The organism is Stakelama saccharophila (assembly GCF_032229225.1).
GTDB classification, from domain to species: Bacteria; Pseudomonadota; Alphaproteobacteria; order Sphingomonadales; family Sphingomonadaceae; genus Sphingomonas; species Sphingomonas saccharophila.
Map to the genome: position 1 here is coordinate 2,123,880 of NZ_CP135076.1, position 15,745 is coordinate 2,139,624.

A 15,745-nucleotide genomic window follows, 5' to 3' on the forward strand; every position below is an offset into this window, starting at 1 on the left:
GTCATGCACTCCGTTTGGTCTTGTCCCAGTCGATCCGGGCGTCCGGAAAGGCCTCCAGCGCAGCGGCGACGACCGGATCGGCGCGTACCTGCGCCCGGAAATCCTCCTCGTCCTGCTGCTCGCGCTCGCGCAGCGTCGCCCCGCCCGGCGCATTGGCGGTCGCGATCTTCCAGCTCGTGCCCGTAATCTGGCGCAATTCGTTCGCGAGATCACGGGCGAAATCGGCTGGAAGGGGCCGAGCCGCGCTGATTTCGAGTTCGGGCGGGGCGAACCGGATGGGCCGCAGGTGATTGCGCACCTGGGCCTGCATCTCGTGCCGGCCATGTTCCCCCAGCAGCGCCCATAATGCGTCCGGATCGGACGGCAGCGCCACCGGTTCGAGGCCGAGCGCGGGAGCCGGGGAAGCCGCCATATCGCCGCGCGGTGCGGCCGAGGCGGCGGACGCCCCCGCCGGCGCCCCCGCCGGGGCGACAGCCGGTGCGGCCGGAGCCGCCGTCTGCCCGCTCCCATCGGCCAGCTTGCGGGCGAGTTCGCCCGGATCCGGCAGCGTCGCGGCGTGCACGATGCGCAAGAGCGCCATCTCGCACGCCTCGATCGGCAGCGCGGCGCTCGACACCTCTTCATGCCCCTTCAACAGCAATTGCCAGAGCCGGTGCAGCATCGGATAGGAAAGCCGCGTGCCCCAATGGGCCAGCGCCTCGCGCTCCTCACCCGACAGCGCCGGATCGGGGCGGCTGCCCACCTTCGCCAGCGTCGCGCCATGCACGGTTTCGAGCAGGGTCTTCAGCACCGCCTGCGGATCGACGCCATATTCATATTGCCGGCGCAGCGCGTCCAGCACCGCCGGGGCATCGCCGGCGAGCAGCAGGCCGAACAGGTCGCGGATGGCCCCGCGATCGGACAGGCCGAGCATCTGCCGCACCGCATCGGCACGCACGCCGCCGCCTTCCATCCCGGCATGGGCGATCGCCTGATCGAGGATCGACAGCCCATCGCGCGCCGACCCTTCGGCCGCGCGCGCCACCAGCGCCAGCGCCTCCGGCTCCGCCTCCACGCCTTCGGATTGCGCGACATGGGCGAAATGTTCGGTCAGACGATCGGCCGGAATGCGCCGCAGGTCGAAACGCTGACAGCGCGACAGCACCGTCACCGGCACCTTGTTCACCTCCGTCGTGGCGAACAGGAACTTCACATGCGCCGGCGGCTCCTCCAGCGTCTTCAAGAGGCCGTTGAACGCCTGTTTCGACAGCATGTGGACTTCGTCGATGATGTAGATCTTGTAGCGCGCCGATACGGCGGCATAGCGCGACCCTTCGATGATCTCGCGCACATCGTCGATGCCGGTATGGCTGGCCGCGTCCATTTCGATCACGTCGATATGCCGGCCTTCGGAAATGGCGCGGCAAGGCTCGCAGACGCCGCACGGATCGATGGTCGGCCCGCCCTCGCCATCCGGCCCGACGCAATTGAGCGCCTTGGCGATCAGGCGCGCGGTCGACGTCTTGCCGACGCCGCGCACGCCGGTGAGAAGGAAGGCATGCGCCAGCCGATCGCGGCGGATCGCGTTGGCGAGCGTCGTCACCATCGCGTCCTGGCCGATCAGTTGCGAGAAGGTCTTCGGGCGATATTTGCGGGCGAGCACCTGATAGGCATCGGCCTTTTGCGGCTGCTGCGGCTCGCCGAGATCGAGGGCGGAATCGGTCATCACGGCCAATCTAGGCGCTCGGCCCCGCGAAGTCGAAGGGTATCGCCGCAGCCCGCACCAAACCGCCAAAGGTCGCACAGAGTCGCACCTCAACGCGGGCGCGTGCAGGTGCGCGGGTGCGCGGGTGCGCGCGCGGGAGAGTATAACCGATATCAAAGAGCAGTGCCGGTGGTGGCACAGACCGGTGGGTGTAGGAAAATGGTTTCTGCGGCCGGGCGGGTTCCGGAAGGCAGGCGGTCGGTCGGCGCCGGTCCTGCCGGACGGCGAGCGGGCGCAGCGGTGCCGCTCTTGCACAGGTGGGGCTGGTCTGTGGTGCTTCGGGCGGTGTGGGTGCGGCGAGAGACATGGGTTCCTGCCTTCGCAGGAACGACGGGTTGGGGTGCTGCCATCCACCTGCCCTCCTTTCGAGGGAGGGGATCAAGGGATGGGTTCAGCGAAGGCGAGGCTCGATGCCTCGGCTTTGCTTTGCTTTGGCTGGCGTTGAAGCTCGCTGCGCTCGCACCCGCCCCCGACCCCTCCCTTGAAAGGGAGGGGAGAAGGCGGCGGGGGGTGGGAGCCGGAACGACCCGCAGCGAAATCGTTACGGCTGCTTCCTTCCGGACCTGACCGGGTTGGCGACGACTGCGTCCGCCCGACTCCCGCGCGGCCATATGGTCGATCCGCTCCCCCGGCGCAAGGCCCGGATCGCGGGCGTCCCGGCTGCGCTCAGCGCCTCAGCGGCAGGATCACCTCGGTACGGCGCAGGCGCGCGGGCTTCATCGGCGGGTCGTAATAGGCATGTTCCGCCGTCCCCATCGGATCGTGGCCGTGCATGGCGAGCCAGTCGCGCAGTTCGCGTTCCTTGTCGCGCAGAACGGCGTCGGTGGCCTTTCCCTTGAACCGGATGACGCCGACCCGCCGCGCAGGGACGACCGCAATTTCCACCTCCGGCGTCGGATCGGGCAGGGTTTCGCGGCGAAAGCGCGCGGGCATGACGAAGCGGGTGCGCCAGCGCCGGCTGTCGATCGCATTGTCCGACAGCACCGGCACCGTCATCGGGATCTTCCGCCCGTCGCGGTCCTTCGCGAAGATATAGTCGGCCAGCCGGCGAAAGCCCGTCCGCAGCGACGGTTCGCGCGCGCCGGTCTCCGTGGTTTCGACGACCAGCAATTCGGGATAGTCGCGGACTTCGGCCGCGCCGTCCTTTTCGCGCACGCGGTAGTCCGGCCGCTCGACTGCGCATCCCCTGAGCTTGAAATAGCCGGCAAGGCCCGCCGCGGCGGTGAGCCCCGCGCCGAGCAACGTCCATCGGGTCTGCTTGCGCATCCTCTCTGCCCTTTCCTTTGCCAATGCGCGACCAACGTCACGACCCGGCGGGAGTTCAACCATTTCGCACCGGCGCAGGCGGGCTGGCGCGTCAGACCTCGGCCGGCCGGGTGGTCCAGCCGAGATGCGGCAGGCTGATCGAGCGCTTGCCGGCGAGATCGACCCGGCTGACGAACAGGTCGCGGCTCTCGATATAGCCGAGCAGGCGGCGGACGCGACCGAGCGAGCTGGTGCCGTAGGTTTCAGCGATCTCGGCGTCGCTGGGACACGGCGCGCCCTCTCGCGCGGCGCGGGCGACGAGGAGGAACGCGCCGAGCATGTCGTCGGGCAGGCTTTCGGCCAGATCGAGCGCAGGCGCCCAATCCTCGCCCGGCGCATCGAAGATGCCGGCGCGGGCGCAGGCGAGCCGGCGGGTGAAGCCGGCGAGGTCGAGCGGCGGCGGGCTGAGCCCCTCCATCCGGCAACGGACCTGGAAATCCTGGAACAGCACGGCGGGCGCGCGATAGGCGGAATCGGCATCGGCGACGATCGCGCGCAGCACCGACGCGGTGATCGCCGCCACCTCTTCCGGTTCCTTGTCGGGCAGCGACGGCTGCGCCGCCGGGCGCGAGGCGGCGAGCCTTTCCATGAGCGCTTCGGAAGCCGGCTGTTTCGGCGGCGCCGGCGGCGGTGGCGGTGGCGGTGGTGCCTCTTCGGCGAAAGAGAAGAGCAGTTCCTTCATGTCCTCGGGCGGCGCGTCGGGCAGCGGCGTGAGCTTGGGACTGCCGCCGCGCGCGGAGGTTTCCACCGCGCCGATGGTGACCGAGACGGCCCGGCGCGACACCGCCGGGCCGAGCGCGAGGAAGGTGCCGCGCTGCAAATCGCGGATCTGCTCGGCCTGGCGCCGCTCCATGCCGAGCAGATCGGCGGCGCGGGCCATGTCGATGTCGAGGAAGGTGCGCCCCATCAGGAAGTTCGACGCCTCGGCCGCGACATTCTTGGCGAGCTTGGCGAGGCGCTGGGTGGCGATGATGCCGGCGAGGCCGCGCTTGCGCCCACGGCACATCAGGTTGGTCATGGCGCCCAGCGAGGCGCGGCGCACCTCTTCCGACACCTCGCCGCCGCCGGTGGGCGCGAAAAGCTGCGCCTCGTCCACGACGACGAGCACCGGATACCAATGCTCGCGCGGCGCTTCGAACATGCCGGAAAGGAAGGCGGCGGCGCAGCGCATCTGTCCTTCCGCCTCCAGCCCCTCCAGGTTGAGGATGACGGAGGCTCGGTGTTCGCGGATGCGCTCGGCCAGGGCCGCGACCTCGCGCTCGCTATGGTCCAGCCCGTCGATGACGACATGGCCATAGGGTTCGGCAAGCGTGACGAAATCGCCCTCGGGGTCGATGACGACCTGCTGCACCTGGCCGGCGCTCTTTTCGAGCAGGCGGCGCAACAGGTGCGACTTGCCGGAGCCGGAATTGCCCTGCACCAGCAGCCGCGTCGCCAGCAGTTCCTCGAGGTCGATCGGCACCGACTGGCCCGTCCGGTCGGTGCCCATGTCCACAAGAATCGTCATCGGGTCGCTTTTGGCCGATGGGGTGTGGGAGGGGCAAGGGTGCACATGCGCGCGATTGTCGTGGCGGCGCGGATGACGCTGTGTCGCCCCTGTGTCGAGCAGAGCCCGCGTTCCTGCGGATGCGGGAACCCAGAGCTGCAAGCGCTGTGCCCGAAGCTCTGGGCTGCTGCCTGCGCAGGAGCACGAGGATGGCGGCAGGCACGTCGACTCCGCCTTCCCTGCGGAGACGCGATGAAGGCCGTTCAGCGCTGGGCGAAGAGGCGGCCGACGAGCGAGCCGACGCGCTGGTGGGCCTTGTTCGCGGCCTCCGCGTCCAGCCCCGGCGCGTCGAGATAGCAGGCGATCAGGATCGGCTTGCGGCCCGGCGGATAGGCGATCGCCACATCGTTGAAATTGTGCGCCCCCGTGCCCGTCTTGTCGCCCACGCGCCAATCGTCGGGAAGGCGGGCGCGCAGGCGCTGGTCGCCGGTCCTGCTCGCGACCATCCAGCCGATCAGCTTTTCACGCGATTGCGGCGTCAGGACATTGCCGACCAGCAGGTCCTGCATCAGCGTGACCATGGCGCCGGGCGTCGTGGTGTCGCGCGGGTCGTCGGGCTTCACATCGTTGAGGTCGGGCTCCGGCCGGTCGAGGCGGGTGATCTGATCGCCCTGTTCGCGGATGAAGCGGGTCAGGCCGCCCGGTCCGCCGACCTGCGGCAACAGGAGGTTGGCGGCGCTGTTGTCGCTCAGTTCGACAGCGGCCTGGGCGAGCTGTTCGACTGTCATGCCGCCCTGGGCGAGATTGGCCTTCACCACGGGCGCATAGTCCAGAAGATCGGCCTGGCCGAACTTCACCTGGCGATCCAGCGGCAGGTCGCCGCGCTGCGCCTTCACCAGCACCGCGGCGGCGAGCAGGATCTTGAAGGTGGAGCACAGCGCGAAGCGTTCCTGCGCATTCCACAGCAGGCGGTGGCCGTTGCCGGTGTCGATCGCGGCGATGCCGAGCCGGCCGCCCGAGCTGCGCTCCAGCACGTCGAAGATCGACTTGCGGGCCTGGCCGAATAGGGGCGTGGCGGCGGTGAAGCCGAGCGCGCCGGCGCCGGCGATCCAGTGTCTGCGGTTGATCATGGTCATCGTCCCTGCATGTCGTGGGCCTCGGCCGGGATGCGCACGGTGAGGCCGTCGAGATGGTCGGTGAGTTCGATCTGACAGGCAAGCCGGCTGGTGCGCGCGGCCCCGGCGGCGAGATCGAGCATATCCTCTTCCTCTTCGCTGGCGGGCGGCAGCTTTCCGAAATCCTCGGCCGCGACGATCACATGGCAGGTGGAGCAGGCCATCTGCCCCTCGCACGTGCCCTCCAGCGGCTGCCCCTCGCCCTGTGCCACGCGGAGCAGCGTGTCGCCGGGCGCGGCCGTCGTCTCGCGCACCTGCTCGCCGTCGCGTTCGATGAAGCGCACGCGGATCATGCGTTCTGCACCTGCATTGCGGCGGCCCGTTCGATCCGGTCGAGTGCGTTCACCAAGTCTTCCCTTTCCGTATAGCGGCCGAAGCCGAGGCGGATGCTCGACCGCGCCTCGGCGTCGGTCAAGCCGATCGCGCGCAGCACATGGCTCGACCGTCCCGATCCGCTGGCGCAGGCCGATCCGGCCGAAAAGGCGATGTCGCGCAGTTCGCTCATCAGCCGGTTCACGTCGAGCCCCTCGCGGCGGATATTGAGGTTGCCGCAGTAGCGCCGATCGACTGAACCGTTGATGACCCAGGCCGGATCGAGCCGCGCCGTGGCGGCCTCGAACAGACGGGCGACATGGGCGGCATCGGCATCGCGGCGCTCCGCCGCCAGTACCGCGGCAGCGCCGAAGCCGGCACAGAGCGCGGGCGACAGCGTGCCGGAGCGGCCGCCCGCCTCCTGTCCGCCGCCGTGGAGCAGCGGCGCGAGCGTGACGCCGTCCCGGATCCACAGCGCGCCGATGCCTTTCGGCCCGTGGATCTTGTGCGCCGACAGCGCGATCAGGTCGCAGCCTTGCGGAATATCGACGCGGCCATAGCCCTGCACCGCATCGCACAGCATCCGTGCGCCGGCCGCGTGCGCCAGTTCGGCGAGATCGGCGACGGGCTGAATCGTGCCGATCTCGTTGTTGACCAGCATCGCCTCGACCAGTGCGGTGCCGGGGACGATCGCATCGCGCGCGGCGTCCATATCGACCAGACCGTCGCGGTCGACGGGCAGAATGACGATCTCGCGGCCCTGAGCGCGCAACGCCCCAACCGTGTCGAGCACCGCGGCATGTTCGCTGGCGATGGTGACGATACGCCCCTGCCCCGCCCCCTTCAGCGCCCAGTTGAGCGCCTCGGTCGCGCCGCTGGTGAAGGCGAGCGTGCCGCCGGTCGGAAGCAGCGCCGCGACCTGATCGCGCGCGACCTCGATCGCCGCGCGCGCGCTGCGGCCGGCGGCGTGGGCCGAATGCGGATTGGCGTGCTGGCGCTCCAGCCAGGGCAGCATCGCGGCGAGCGCTCGCGGTGCCAGCGGCGTCGTCGCCTGATAGTCGCAATAGATCATGCCGCCCGGCTCCGCGCGTCCTGTGCGATCCCGGTCCACGCTTCGGCGAAACGGGCGATGTCGCCGGGCGTGGTGGTCCAGCCGACGCTCACCCGGATCGCGCTGTCGGCCAGATCGGCCGGCGCGCGGATCGCATCGAGCACATGGCTGGTCTTGAGCGAGCCCGAGGAACAGGCGCTGCCGGCGGAGACCGCGATGCCGGCGAGGTCGAACCGGATGAGCTGCGCCGCGGCCTTCATGCCGGGCATGGCGATGGAAAGAATAGCCGCCGGCCGGCCGGGATCGGCGAGCACCGTGCCGCCCTGGTCGGCGACCTTCATCCTGAGGTCGAGCAGCGCCGGCTGCAGCTCGGCGAGCCATGCCGCCGTGCCGTCGTCCAGGCGATCCGCCGCCTCCAGCGCCGCGGCCATGGCGAGCGCGCCGGGCAGGTTCTCGGTGCCGCCGCGATAGCCGAATTCCTGCCCGCCCGTGGCCCGCAGCATGGCGAAGTCGCGCACCAGCAGCGCGCCGATGCCGGGCGGGCCGCCGAATTTATGCGCGGAAACAGCCATGAGATCCGCATCGGGCAGCGGCACCTTTCCGGCAGACTGGGCGCAATCGGCGAAGAGCAGACCGCCGGCGTCGCGGACGATCGCCGCGATGCCCGCCAGATCCTGCGCGGTGCCGAGTTCGGAATTGACCGCCTGGACCGCCACCAGCGGCCGTTCGCCGCGCCCGACGACGGCGGCGAGAACATCCATGTCGAGGGCGCCGTTCGGCCTTACCGGCAGGCGGGTGGCGTCGCCCGCCGCGCGCAGGACCGAATCGTGTTCGATGGCGCTCACGGCGCGGCCGGTGCAATCGGCGTGTGCAAGCGCGATGGCGATGGACTCGGTCGCGCCGCTGGTGAAGATCAGTTCGCCGTCCCAATCAAGGACGGACCGGATCCGTGCCCGCGCATCCTCCAGCGCGGCGCGCGCGGCGCGGCCGGCGGCGTGCGGCGAGGACGGATTGGCCCAGTCCCGCAGCCCTTCGGCCACCGCCGCCTGCGCTTCGGGCCGGACGGGCGTGGTGGCGGCATGGTCGAGATGGGTGCGCTCAGCCACCATGGGTTCCGATGATTGCGCGGATCGTCACCGGGCCTATATAGCGCCTGTGTTTTCGCGTACCACCGCGCCTATCCTATCCTTGCCAGCAGGTACTGATGCCCGAAGTCATTTTTCCCGGTCCCGAAGGTCGCCTCGAAGGCCGGTTCTCCCCCGCTCCCAAGCCGCGCGCGCCGGTCGCGCTGATCCTGCATCCGCACCCGGCGTCGGGCGGCACGATGAACAATCACATCTCGCTGGCGCTCTATAAGACGTTCCAGCAGCGCGGGTTTGCGACGCTCCGCTTCAATTTCCGCGGCGTCGGGCGCAGCCAGGGAACGTTCGACAACGGCATCGGCGAACTGTCCGACGCGGCGAGCGCGCTCGACTGGGTGCAGAGCTTCCACCCGGAAGCATCGACGACCTGGGTGGCGGCACCCAGCTTCGGTGCGTGGATCGGCATGCAGCTATTGATGCGGCGGCCCGAGATCCGCGGCTTCATTTCGGTCGCGCCGCCGGCGAACCTGTACGATTTCAGCTTCCTCGCGCCCTGCCCGTCGTCGGGCATCATCATCAACGGCGAGGCGGACGAAGTGGTGACGCCCTCGGGCGTGCAGCGGCTGGTCGACAAGCTGAGGACGCAGAAGCACATCACCATCCATCACGAGACGATCCCCGGCGCCAACCACTTCTTCCAAAACGAGATGGATCAGCTCATGAGGGTCGTGAACGACTATCTCGACATGCGGCTGGACCCGAATTCGCCGATCAAGTGACGGCCGCTCCGGTCGTCCCGACCGGCCCCGTTACCGTGCCGCCGACTTCGCCATTCCGGCGAACGTCGAAGATCCATTCCCGGCGCCGCCGGAATTGTTTGCGGAGCGGGAATGGATGCTGAATCAAGTTCAGCATGACGAAGGGGGGAAGCGGTTCGGGTTGCCGCTTTATTCCTTCTTCAGGTCGGCGTCGGACAAGTGCCAGCGGCGCTGTTCCGCCGTGGAGCCGGGAACGTCGTTGACGCGGCGCAGCGTATAGCTGCCGCTGAAATGCTGGTTCGTGCCGTCCTTCAGTTCGGCATCGACCGTCACCGGGATCTCGATATAGATCGACCCTGCCGCACCCTCCGCGCGGCCGGGGGTGCCGACGGTCACGTCGCTGCGCGCCGTGCTCGCGAAACCGTCGCGGAACTGCACGAAGCTCTGGCCGCTCGCTTCGCCGTCATTGCCCCACAGTTCGTAGGCGGTACGGAAATCGCCCCGGTCGATGGCGTCGTAATAGTGTCGGACGACGGCGACCGCCGCTTCCGCCGTTCCGGGATCGGCGTCCGCATCCGTCGCGGGATCGGCGGTATCCACGGGCGTGGGCGTCGCTTCCGCGTTCGCCGATATCGCGGCGCCATCGCCGGTGGCGGCGGGCGCGGCACCACCGCCTGCATCCACGGTCGCGGGCGTGTTGCCGCCACCCGCGGCCGGGGAGCCGCCACAGGCGGCGAGCGTGAGGGCGATCGCGCTCACGGAAGCGGAAAGGGACAGAATGCGCATCATTACGTTCTCGTCATCATTGCCTGGACGGCCCCAACGGGCGAGCCCGGCGCGAGGTTCATCCCTGCCCGATTTTCGGTCGCATTTTCCCGAGCCACCCGGCGCGGACCGGGCGCCCGTCCGATGTCGGCGTCAAAGCGTCCAGATCAGCACATTGGCGAACACGACACCGGCGCAGACGAGCATGAGCACGCCCTTGCTTCGATCGGGTCCGCCGCGCCTGAGCAGCGTCACGCCGCCGAGGACGAGCGCGAAGACGGCGATCATCGCGATGGCGGGGGCGGCGCGGGCTATTCCGGTCATGGTCTCGGGCACGGCGACGCTATAATACGCCACCGGCGGGAGGGAAACCGGCGTCCAAACACCCATTCTCGCCCCGGCGAAGGCGGGGGTCCACCGAGCCGCTTAGCCTAAGCGTTTGATATTACGGCCAAGTGGATGCTGAAACAAGTTCAGCATGACGAAAAAGGCCTCTGTTTCGCGCTCTTCGCAGAAGATTCGCCCGCGCGGGAATATGGATCGTCACTCGGTCGCCAGCGCGCGGGCATAGGCGTCGATATCGACATTGCCGCCCGACAGCACGACCACCAGCCCCGGTTCGGGCGCCACCCGGCCGGAAAGCAGTGCGGCGAGCGCGACCGCTCCGCCCGGCTCCACGACCAGGCGCAGCCTGCCCGCGGCCCAGCGCTGCGCCGCGCGGATTTCCGATTCGGTGACGGCAACGCCCCTGGCATCGTGCTTGGCGAGCACGTTGAAGGTGCGCTCGCTGACCTGCTTCGTCTGGAGCGCGTCGCAGGCGGTGGGCGGCGGATCGTCGCCTACGGGTTCGATCCAGCCCGCCTCCAGGCTGCGGCGCATGTCGTCCCATCCGGCGGGTTCGACGACGGTGACGCGGGCTTCGGGAACCGCGAGCGCGATCCCGGCGCTCAGCCCTCCGCCGCCGCACGGCACGACGAAATGCGCAGGGTCGGGCAGGTCGCGCTCGACCATCTGGCTCATCACCTCCAGCCCGACCGTCCCCTGCCCTTCGATCACCCAGGGATCGTCGAAGCTGGGCACCAGCGCGGCGCCGCGCGCATGGGCGAGATGCGCCGCGATCTTTTCCCGGCTTTCGGTCGCCCGGTCATAGCTGACGACCTCCGCGCCCAGCGCCATGGTGGCGTCGCGCTTCGCCTTCGGCGCGTCGGACGGCATGACGATGACTGCGGGCATGCCCAGCCGCTTCGCCGCCCAGGCCACCCCTTGCGCATGGTTGCCGGAGGAAAAGGCGACGACGCCGCGAGTCCGCTCTTTCGGGTCGATCGCGGTGAGTCGGTGCCAGGCGCCGCGCAGCTTGAACGCACCGATCGGCTGCAGGCACTCCGCCTTGAACGCGACGGCCACCCCGTCCATGTCATGGGTGTAGAGCGGCGAACGGGGCAGGATTTCCGCCAATTTTCCGGCGGCATCGCGTATTCCGGCCCGGGTCGGCTGTCGTACGATGGTCACATGTCCTCCCTGCGCTGGAACGCGGTGATACCGAAACGCTTTACATGACGATAGGTCGTCCCTATGTGGCGCTTCCGCTGCCCCAAGGGACTTCCAAACCGCAAGGCAGCAATTCGTGTCGAACTACCGCCGTGGAGGTCCCTTGAATTGGCCGAGCATCATAGCGCGCTGGGGCTAGCAACCGCCCCCTTCCATGTCACCCGTGGCTTGGACATCGCAAAGAGCGCACCGGTTCAGCCGGTCACGCTTATCCGTCCGCACGCCGCACAGCGGGCGGCCCGATATTTCGTCCGGAATTTTCCCGGCCGGTCGATGTATGCGGTGAAGGCGAATCCGTCGCCCGAACTGATCCAGACCCTGTGGGACGCCGGCATCACCCATTACGACGTCGCCTCGATCGGCGAGGTGCGCATGGTCGCGCGCGCGCTGCCCGACGCGACGCTGTGCTTCATGCATCCGGTCAAGGCCGAAGAGGCGATCGCCGAGGCGTATCACACGCACGGCGTGCGCACCTTTTCGCTCGACACGATGGAGGAGCTGGACAAGATCCTGCGCGCGACGGACCATGCCGAGGACCTGACGCTGTGCGTGCGCCTGCGCGTATCGTCGGACCTGTCGCGCCTCAGCCTCGCGTCCAAGTTCGGCGCGCATCCGCATGAAAGCAAACAGCTTCTGTTCGCGGCGCGCCAGGCGGCCGACGCGCTCGGCATCTGCTTTCACGTCGGCAGCCAGGCCATGAGCCCGGATGCGTATTCCAACGCCATGGAGCTGGTGCGCCAGGCGATCGTGGAGGCATCCGTCACGGTCGACGTGGTCGATGTCGGCGGCGGCTTTCCCTCCAGCTATCCGGGCATGGAGCCGCCCGAGCTGGAGCGGTATTTCGACGCCATCTATCGCGGGTTCGAAAGCCTGCCGATTTCCTATTCGGCCGAATTGTGGGCAGAGCCCGGCCGCGCGCTGTGCGCCGAATACAGCTCGCTGATCGTGCGCGTGGAAAAACGCCGCGGCGACGAGCTCTATATCAACGACGGCGCATATGGCGCATTGTTCGACGCAGCGCATATCGGCTGGCGCTTTCCCGTCCGCCTGCTGCGCGAGACGCGGTCGGAGGTGCGGGACATGGAATTCAGCTTCTATGGTCCGACCTGCGACGATCTCGACCATATGACCGGCCCGTTCGAACTGCCCGGCGACGTGCGGGCCGGCGATTATATCGAGATCGGCATGCTCGGCGCATATGGCGCGGCGATGCGCACCGCCTTCAACGGCTTCGGGTCGGATGAGACGGTGATCGTCGACGACGAGCCGATGGCGAGCCTGTATCTCGTCGGCGAGGATCGGCGCATTCCATCGAACGTCGTAACGCTGTAACAAAGCGTTCTACTCTCTCGTCATTCCGGCGAACGCCGGAATCCAGAGCCGTACGCGCCGCGTTTGCGGCCCTGGACCCCGGATCAAGTCCGGGGTGACGATCCTTTGTCAGGAAGGACATTATGACCGACACGCAGATCAACGACACGCGCAAGAAGGAACTCCTTTCTCGCCAGGTCGAACATATCGACATCAAGAGCTTCGACGCGCGCCCGATTATCGATTCGATGGGCAAGATGAGCTTCACCAGCCGCGACCTTTCGCGCGCGACCGGCATCTACAACCAGATGCTGAAGGACAAGGACTGCACCATCTTTCTGGTGGTGGCGGGATCGACCTCGGCCGCCGGCTGTATGGACCTCTATGCCGAGCTGGTGCGCAACAACATGGTCGACTGCGTCGTCGCCACCGGCGCCACCATCGTCGACATGGACTTCTTTGAAGGGCTTGGCCACAAACACTATCAAGCGCTTGAAATTCCCGACGATAACACGCTGCGCTCGCTCTATATCGATCGCATCTACGACACCTATATCGACGAGGAACAGCTCCAGGACTGCGACCACACGATCGGCGCCATCGCCGACGGGCTGGAGCCGCGCGGCTATTCCAGCCGCGAGTTCATTCGCGCGATGGGCAAGTATCTGGTCGAGCATGGCAAGAAGGAGAACAGCCTCGTCAAGCTCGCATACGAGCATGACGTGCCGATCTTCTGCCCGGCATTCGTCGACTCGTCCGCCGGTTTCGGGCTGGTGAAGCATCAGGTCGAGCGGATGAAGGCGGGCAAGCCGTATCTGTCGATCGACGCGGTCGCGGATTTCCGCGAACTGACCGACGTCAAGATCAAGGCGGGCGCGTCGGGCCTCCTCATGATCGGCGGCGGCGTGCCCAAGAACTTCATCCAGGACACCGTCGTCTGCGCGGAAATCCTGGGCCATGACGATGTCGAAATGCACAAATACGCCGTGCAGATCACCGTCGCCGACACTCGCGACGGGGCGTGCTCCTCCTCGACGCTGCAGGAGGCGGCGAGCTGGGGCAAGGTGCAGACGACCGAGGAACAGATGGTCTTTGCCGAGGCCGGCTCGGTCATGCCGCTGCTCGCCTCCGACGCCTATCACCGCGGCTATTGGAAGGACCGCGAGAAGCGGCGCTGGGCGAAGCTGTTCGCGTAAGCGGCCGCGCGCCACCGTTGCTGCCGAAAAGGCGTTGGCATTGCAGCGTGACGGCGCCTAGAGCGGCGGCGATGCCCTATCTTCCGCCACCATCGCAGGCGCCTTGTGGCTGACGCACCGCTTTCATCCGAAATCTACCCCATCTGGCCCGGAAAGCAGCCGGGTGGTCCGCCCCTGCCCGACGGGCAGCGCAAGGGCACGGCGCGGCCGACGCTTGCCGTCTATCGGCCGCAACGGCCCGACGGGCGCGCGGCGCTCGTGCTGCCGGGCGGCGGCTATGCCTTCGTGTCGCTGACCGGCGAGGGCGCCAATATCGGCCGCGCGCTGGGCGCGTTCGGCATTACGAGTTTCGTCCTGGACTATCGCCTGCCGGTCGACGGCTGGGGAGATCGCGCCGACGTGCCGCTGCAGGATGCGCAGCGGGCGATGCGGCTCATCCGCTTCAATGCCGGGCGCTTCGGCATCGACCCGGCGAAGCTGGGCGTGATCGGGTTCAGCGCCGGCGGGCACCTGGCGGCGAGCATCGTGACGGCTTATGACGACGCGGTCTATGCGCCGGTGGGGGCCGCCGACAAGTTGTCGGCGCGGCCGGCGTTCGGGGGCCTGTTCTATCCGGTGACGACCTTTCGCATCGTCCCGCCGCGCAGCCAGTCGCGCAGGAACCTGCTGGGGCCGAACTTCACCGCAGCGCAGATCGACCGCTACAGCGCGATCGACCGCGTGACGCTGCGCACGCCGCCCCTGTTCCTTGTCCATGCGATGGACGATCCGATCATCCCCTATTGGATGAGCACGCGGATGCTGGCGGCGGCGCGGGCGAAGGCGGTGCCGAGCGAGCTGCACCTGCTGGAGAGGGGCGGGCACGGTTTCGGCGCGGGGCTGTCGGCGGACAATCCGGGCTCGCTTTGGCCCCGGCTATTTGCATTATGGACCGCGCGCCACCTGAAATCGAAGGAGACACAGCCATGACCATCGACCGCCGCACGCTGATCGGGGGCGCGCTCGCTTTGTCCTTCGCAGGCACGGCGCGGGCGCAGGAATGGGGCGAGCCGACCCCCGCCGCCGGCGCCGCCGACCGCCCGGAATGGCCGCCGCGCGAGCATTTCGCGCTCTGGCCCGGCACCGCGCCGGGGACGCCTGCCACGCTGCCCGAGCCGCACAACACGATGAACGGGCCGGCGGGCGACCGACAGCTCTGGCTGTACGGCATCCCGGAAGCGTTCGTGTCGGTCTATCGCCCCGCACAGCCCAACGGCCGCGGCCTCCTGTCCATTCCCGGCGGCGGCTATGGTTTCGTGTCGGTACAGAATGAAGGCATCGACGTGGCGCAGGAATATGCGCGGCGCGGCTATACCGTATTCGTGCTGACCTATCGCCTGCCCGGCGAAGGCTGGGCACAGCGCTGGGACGTGCCGCTGCAGGACGCGCAGCGGGCCATGCGCCTCATCCGCGCGCGCGCCGATACGTGGAATATCGACCCCGACACGCTGGGCATCGTCGGCTTCTCCGCCGGCGGGCACCTCGCCGCGTCGCTCGCCACCAGCTACGACGCATCGGTCTATGACCGTGTCGACGGCGACGACGCGCGATCGGCCAAACCGGCCTTTGCCGGACTGATCTATCCGGTCATCAACCTGTCGATCGACAAGAGCAATTCCTCGCAGAACCTGCTCGGCCCGCAACCGCCGGCCGACGCGGTCGCACGCTACGATACCGCCAACCGGGTGACGGCCGAGACGCCGCCGGTGTTCCTGGTGCAGGCGATGGACGACGGGCTGGTCAACCCGGACAATACGCTGGCCATGGTCGAGGCCGCGCGGGCGGCGAAGGTCCCGGTCGAGGCGCATCTGTTCGAGGAGGGCGGGCACGGCTTCGGCATCAGGCACCTGCCCGAGGGCGCGCCGGCGACGCTGTGGCCGGAGCTGTTCGCCCTGTGGATAGCGCGGCATGTGACGGGTTGAGGGGGAGTCTCTGCATATCTGGCTTCGGACGCTCGCGCTCGCGACCCAATC

Annotated in this window: 15 protein-coding genes and 1 other RNA gene; 5 read left to right on the forward strand and 11 right to left on the reverse strand. The window is 68.4% G+C overall.

The window, feature by feature from the left end:
* Position 1: 1 nt before the first annotated feature.
* The 8 genes from RPR59_RS09935 to RPR59_RS09970 all read right to left on the reverse strand — a co-directional run bounded on the left by RPR59_RS09935 (position 2) and on the right by RPR59_RS09970 (position 8,182).
* Positions 2-1,705, reverse strand: a complete 1,704-nt coding sequence (locus tag RPR59_RS09935) for a DNA polymerase III subunit gamma/tau (protein WP_313913582.1) — start codon at positions 1,703-1,705, stop codon at positions 2-4.
* A gap of 545 nt (positions 1,706-2,250) precedes the next feature.
* Positions 2,251-2,348, reverse strand: an RNA gene (ffs, locus tag RPR59_RS09940) — signal recognition particle sRNA small type.
* A gap of 62 nt (positions 2,349-2,410) precedes the next feature.
* Positions 2,411-3,010: an SOUL family heme-binding protein gene (locus RPR59_RS09945; protein WP_313913585.1), complete on the reverse strand. Its 600-nt coding sequence runs from the start codon at positions 3,008-3,010 to the stop codon at positions 2,411-2,413.
* A gap of 91 nt (positions 3,011-3,101) precedes the next feature.
* The gene (locus RPR59_RS09950) at positions 3,102-4,556 is read right to left on the reverse strand and encodes an ATP-binding protein (protein WP_313913587.1); all 1,455 of its coding nucleotides are present in this window, start codon (positions 4,554-4,556) and stop codon (positions 3,102-3,104) included.
* 242 nt (positions 4,557-4,798) lie between these two features.
* Positions 4,799-5,671: a class A beta-lactamase gene (gene bla / locus RPR59_RS09955; protein WP_313913588.1), complete on the reverse strand. Its 873-nt coding sequence runs from the start codon at positions 5,669-5,671 to the stop codon at positions 4,799-4,801.
* The gene (locus tag RPR59_RS09960; RefSeq protein ID WP_313913591.1) at positions 5,668-6,003 is read right to left on the reverse strand and encodes a 2Fe-2S iron-sulfur cluster-binding protein; all 336 of its coding nucleotides are present in this window, start codon (positions 6,001-6,003) and stop codon (positions 5,668-5,670) included. Before RPR59_RS09960 ends, bla begins: the two co-directional genes overlap by 4 nt.
* A complete protein-coding gene (locus tag RPR59_RS09965) occupies positions 6,000-7,094 on the reverse strand; it encodes a cysteine desulfurase family protein (RefSeq protein ID WP_313913593.1) in 1,095 nt (364 codons plus the stop codon). Before RPR59_RS09965 ends, RPR59_RS09960 begins: the two co-directional genes overlap by 4 nt.
* A complete protein-coding gene (locus tag RPR59_RS09970) occupies positions 7,091-8,182 on the reverse strand; it encodes a cysteine desulfurase family protein (RefSeq protein WP_313913595.1) in 1,092 nt (363 codons plus the stop codon). The genes RPR59_RS09965 and RPR59_RS09970 overlap by 4 nt, the downstream gene beginning before the upstream one ends.
* Positions 8,183-8,277: 95 nt before the next feature.
* Here RPR59_RS09970 and RPR59_RS09975 point away from each other — a divergent pair, with 95 nt between their 5' ends.
* Positions 8,278-8,934, forward strand: coding sequence for an alpha/beta hydrolase (locus RPR59_RS09975; protein WP_313913597.1), 657 nt, complete (start codon positions 8,278-8,280; stop codon positions 8,932-8,934).
* A gap of 168 nt (positions 8,935-9,102) precedes the next feature.
* Here RPR59_RS09975 and RPR59_RS09980 read toward each other — a convergent pair whose 3' ends face one another.
* The 3 genes from RPR59_RS09980 to RPR59_RS09990 all read right to left on the reverse strand — a co-directional run bounded on the left by RPR59_RS09980 (position 9,103) and on the right by RPR59_RS09990 (position 11,187).
* Positions 9,103-9,702 carry a hypothetical protein gene (locus RPR59_RS09980; protein WP_313913599.1) on the reverse strand — a complete coding sequence of 200 codons (600 nt, stop codon included), beginning with the start codon at positions 9,700-9,702 and terminating at the stop codon, positions 9,103-9,105.
* Positions 9,703-9,831: 129 nt separating this feature from the next.
* A complete protein-coding gene (locus RPR59_RS09985; RefSeq protein ID WP_313913601.1) occupies positions 9,832-10,002 on the reverse strand; it encodes a hypothetical protein in 171 nt (56 codons plus the stop codon).
* 219 nt (positions 10,003-10,221) lie between these two features.
* Positions 10,222-11,187, reverse strand: a complete 966-nt coding sequence (locus tag RPR59_RS09990; protein ID WP_313913603.1) for a threonine ammonia-lyase — start codon at positions 11,185-11,187, stop codon at positions 10,222-10,224.
* A 147-nt stretch (positions 11,188-11,334) separates the two neighbouring features.
* Between RPR59_RS09990 and RPR59_RS09995 the strand changes: the two genes are divergently transcribed.
* From RPR59_RS09995 to RPR59_RS10010, 4 genes are all read left to right on the forward strand, one after another.
* Positions 11,335-12,558 (forward strand): type III PLP-dependent enzyme, encoded by a 1,224-nt coding sequence (locus tag RPR59_RS09995; RefSeq protein WP_313913605.1) that lies wholly within the window; start codon positions 11,335-11,337, stop codon positions 12,556-12,558.
* Positions 12,559-12,680: 122 nt separating this feature from the next.
* Positions 12,681-13,733 carry a 1,9-bis(guanidino)-5-aza-nonane synthase gene (locus RPR59_RS10000; protein WP_313913606.1) on the forward strand — a complete coding sequence of 351 codons (1,053 nt, stop codon included), beginning with the start codon at positions 12,681-12,683 and terminating at the stop codon, positions 13,731-13,733.
* A 105-nt stretch (positions 13,734-13,838) separates the two neighbouring features.
* Complete coding sequence (locus RPR59_RS10005; protein WP_313913607.1) at positions 13,839-14,702, forward strand: alpha/beta hydrolase; 864 nt, start codon at positions 13,839-13,841, stop codon at positions 14,700-14,702.
* Complete coding sequence (locus RPR59_RS10010) at positions 14,699-15,694, forward strand: alpha/beta hydrolase (RefSeq protein ID WP_313913608.1); 996 nt, start codon at positions 14,699-14,701, stop codon at positions 15,692-15,694. The genes RPR59_RS10005 and RPR59_RS10010 overlap by 4 nt, the downstream gene beginning before the upstream one ends.
* Positions 15,695-15,745 lie beyond the last annotated feature (51 nt).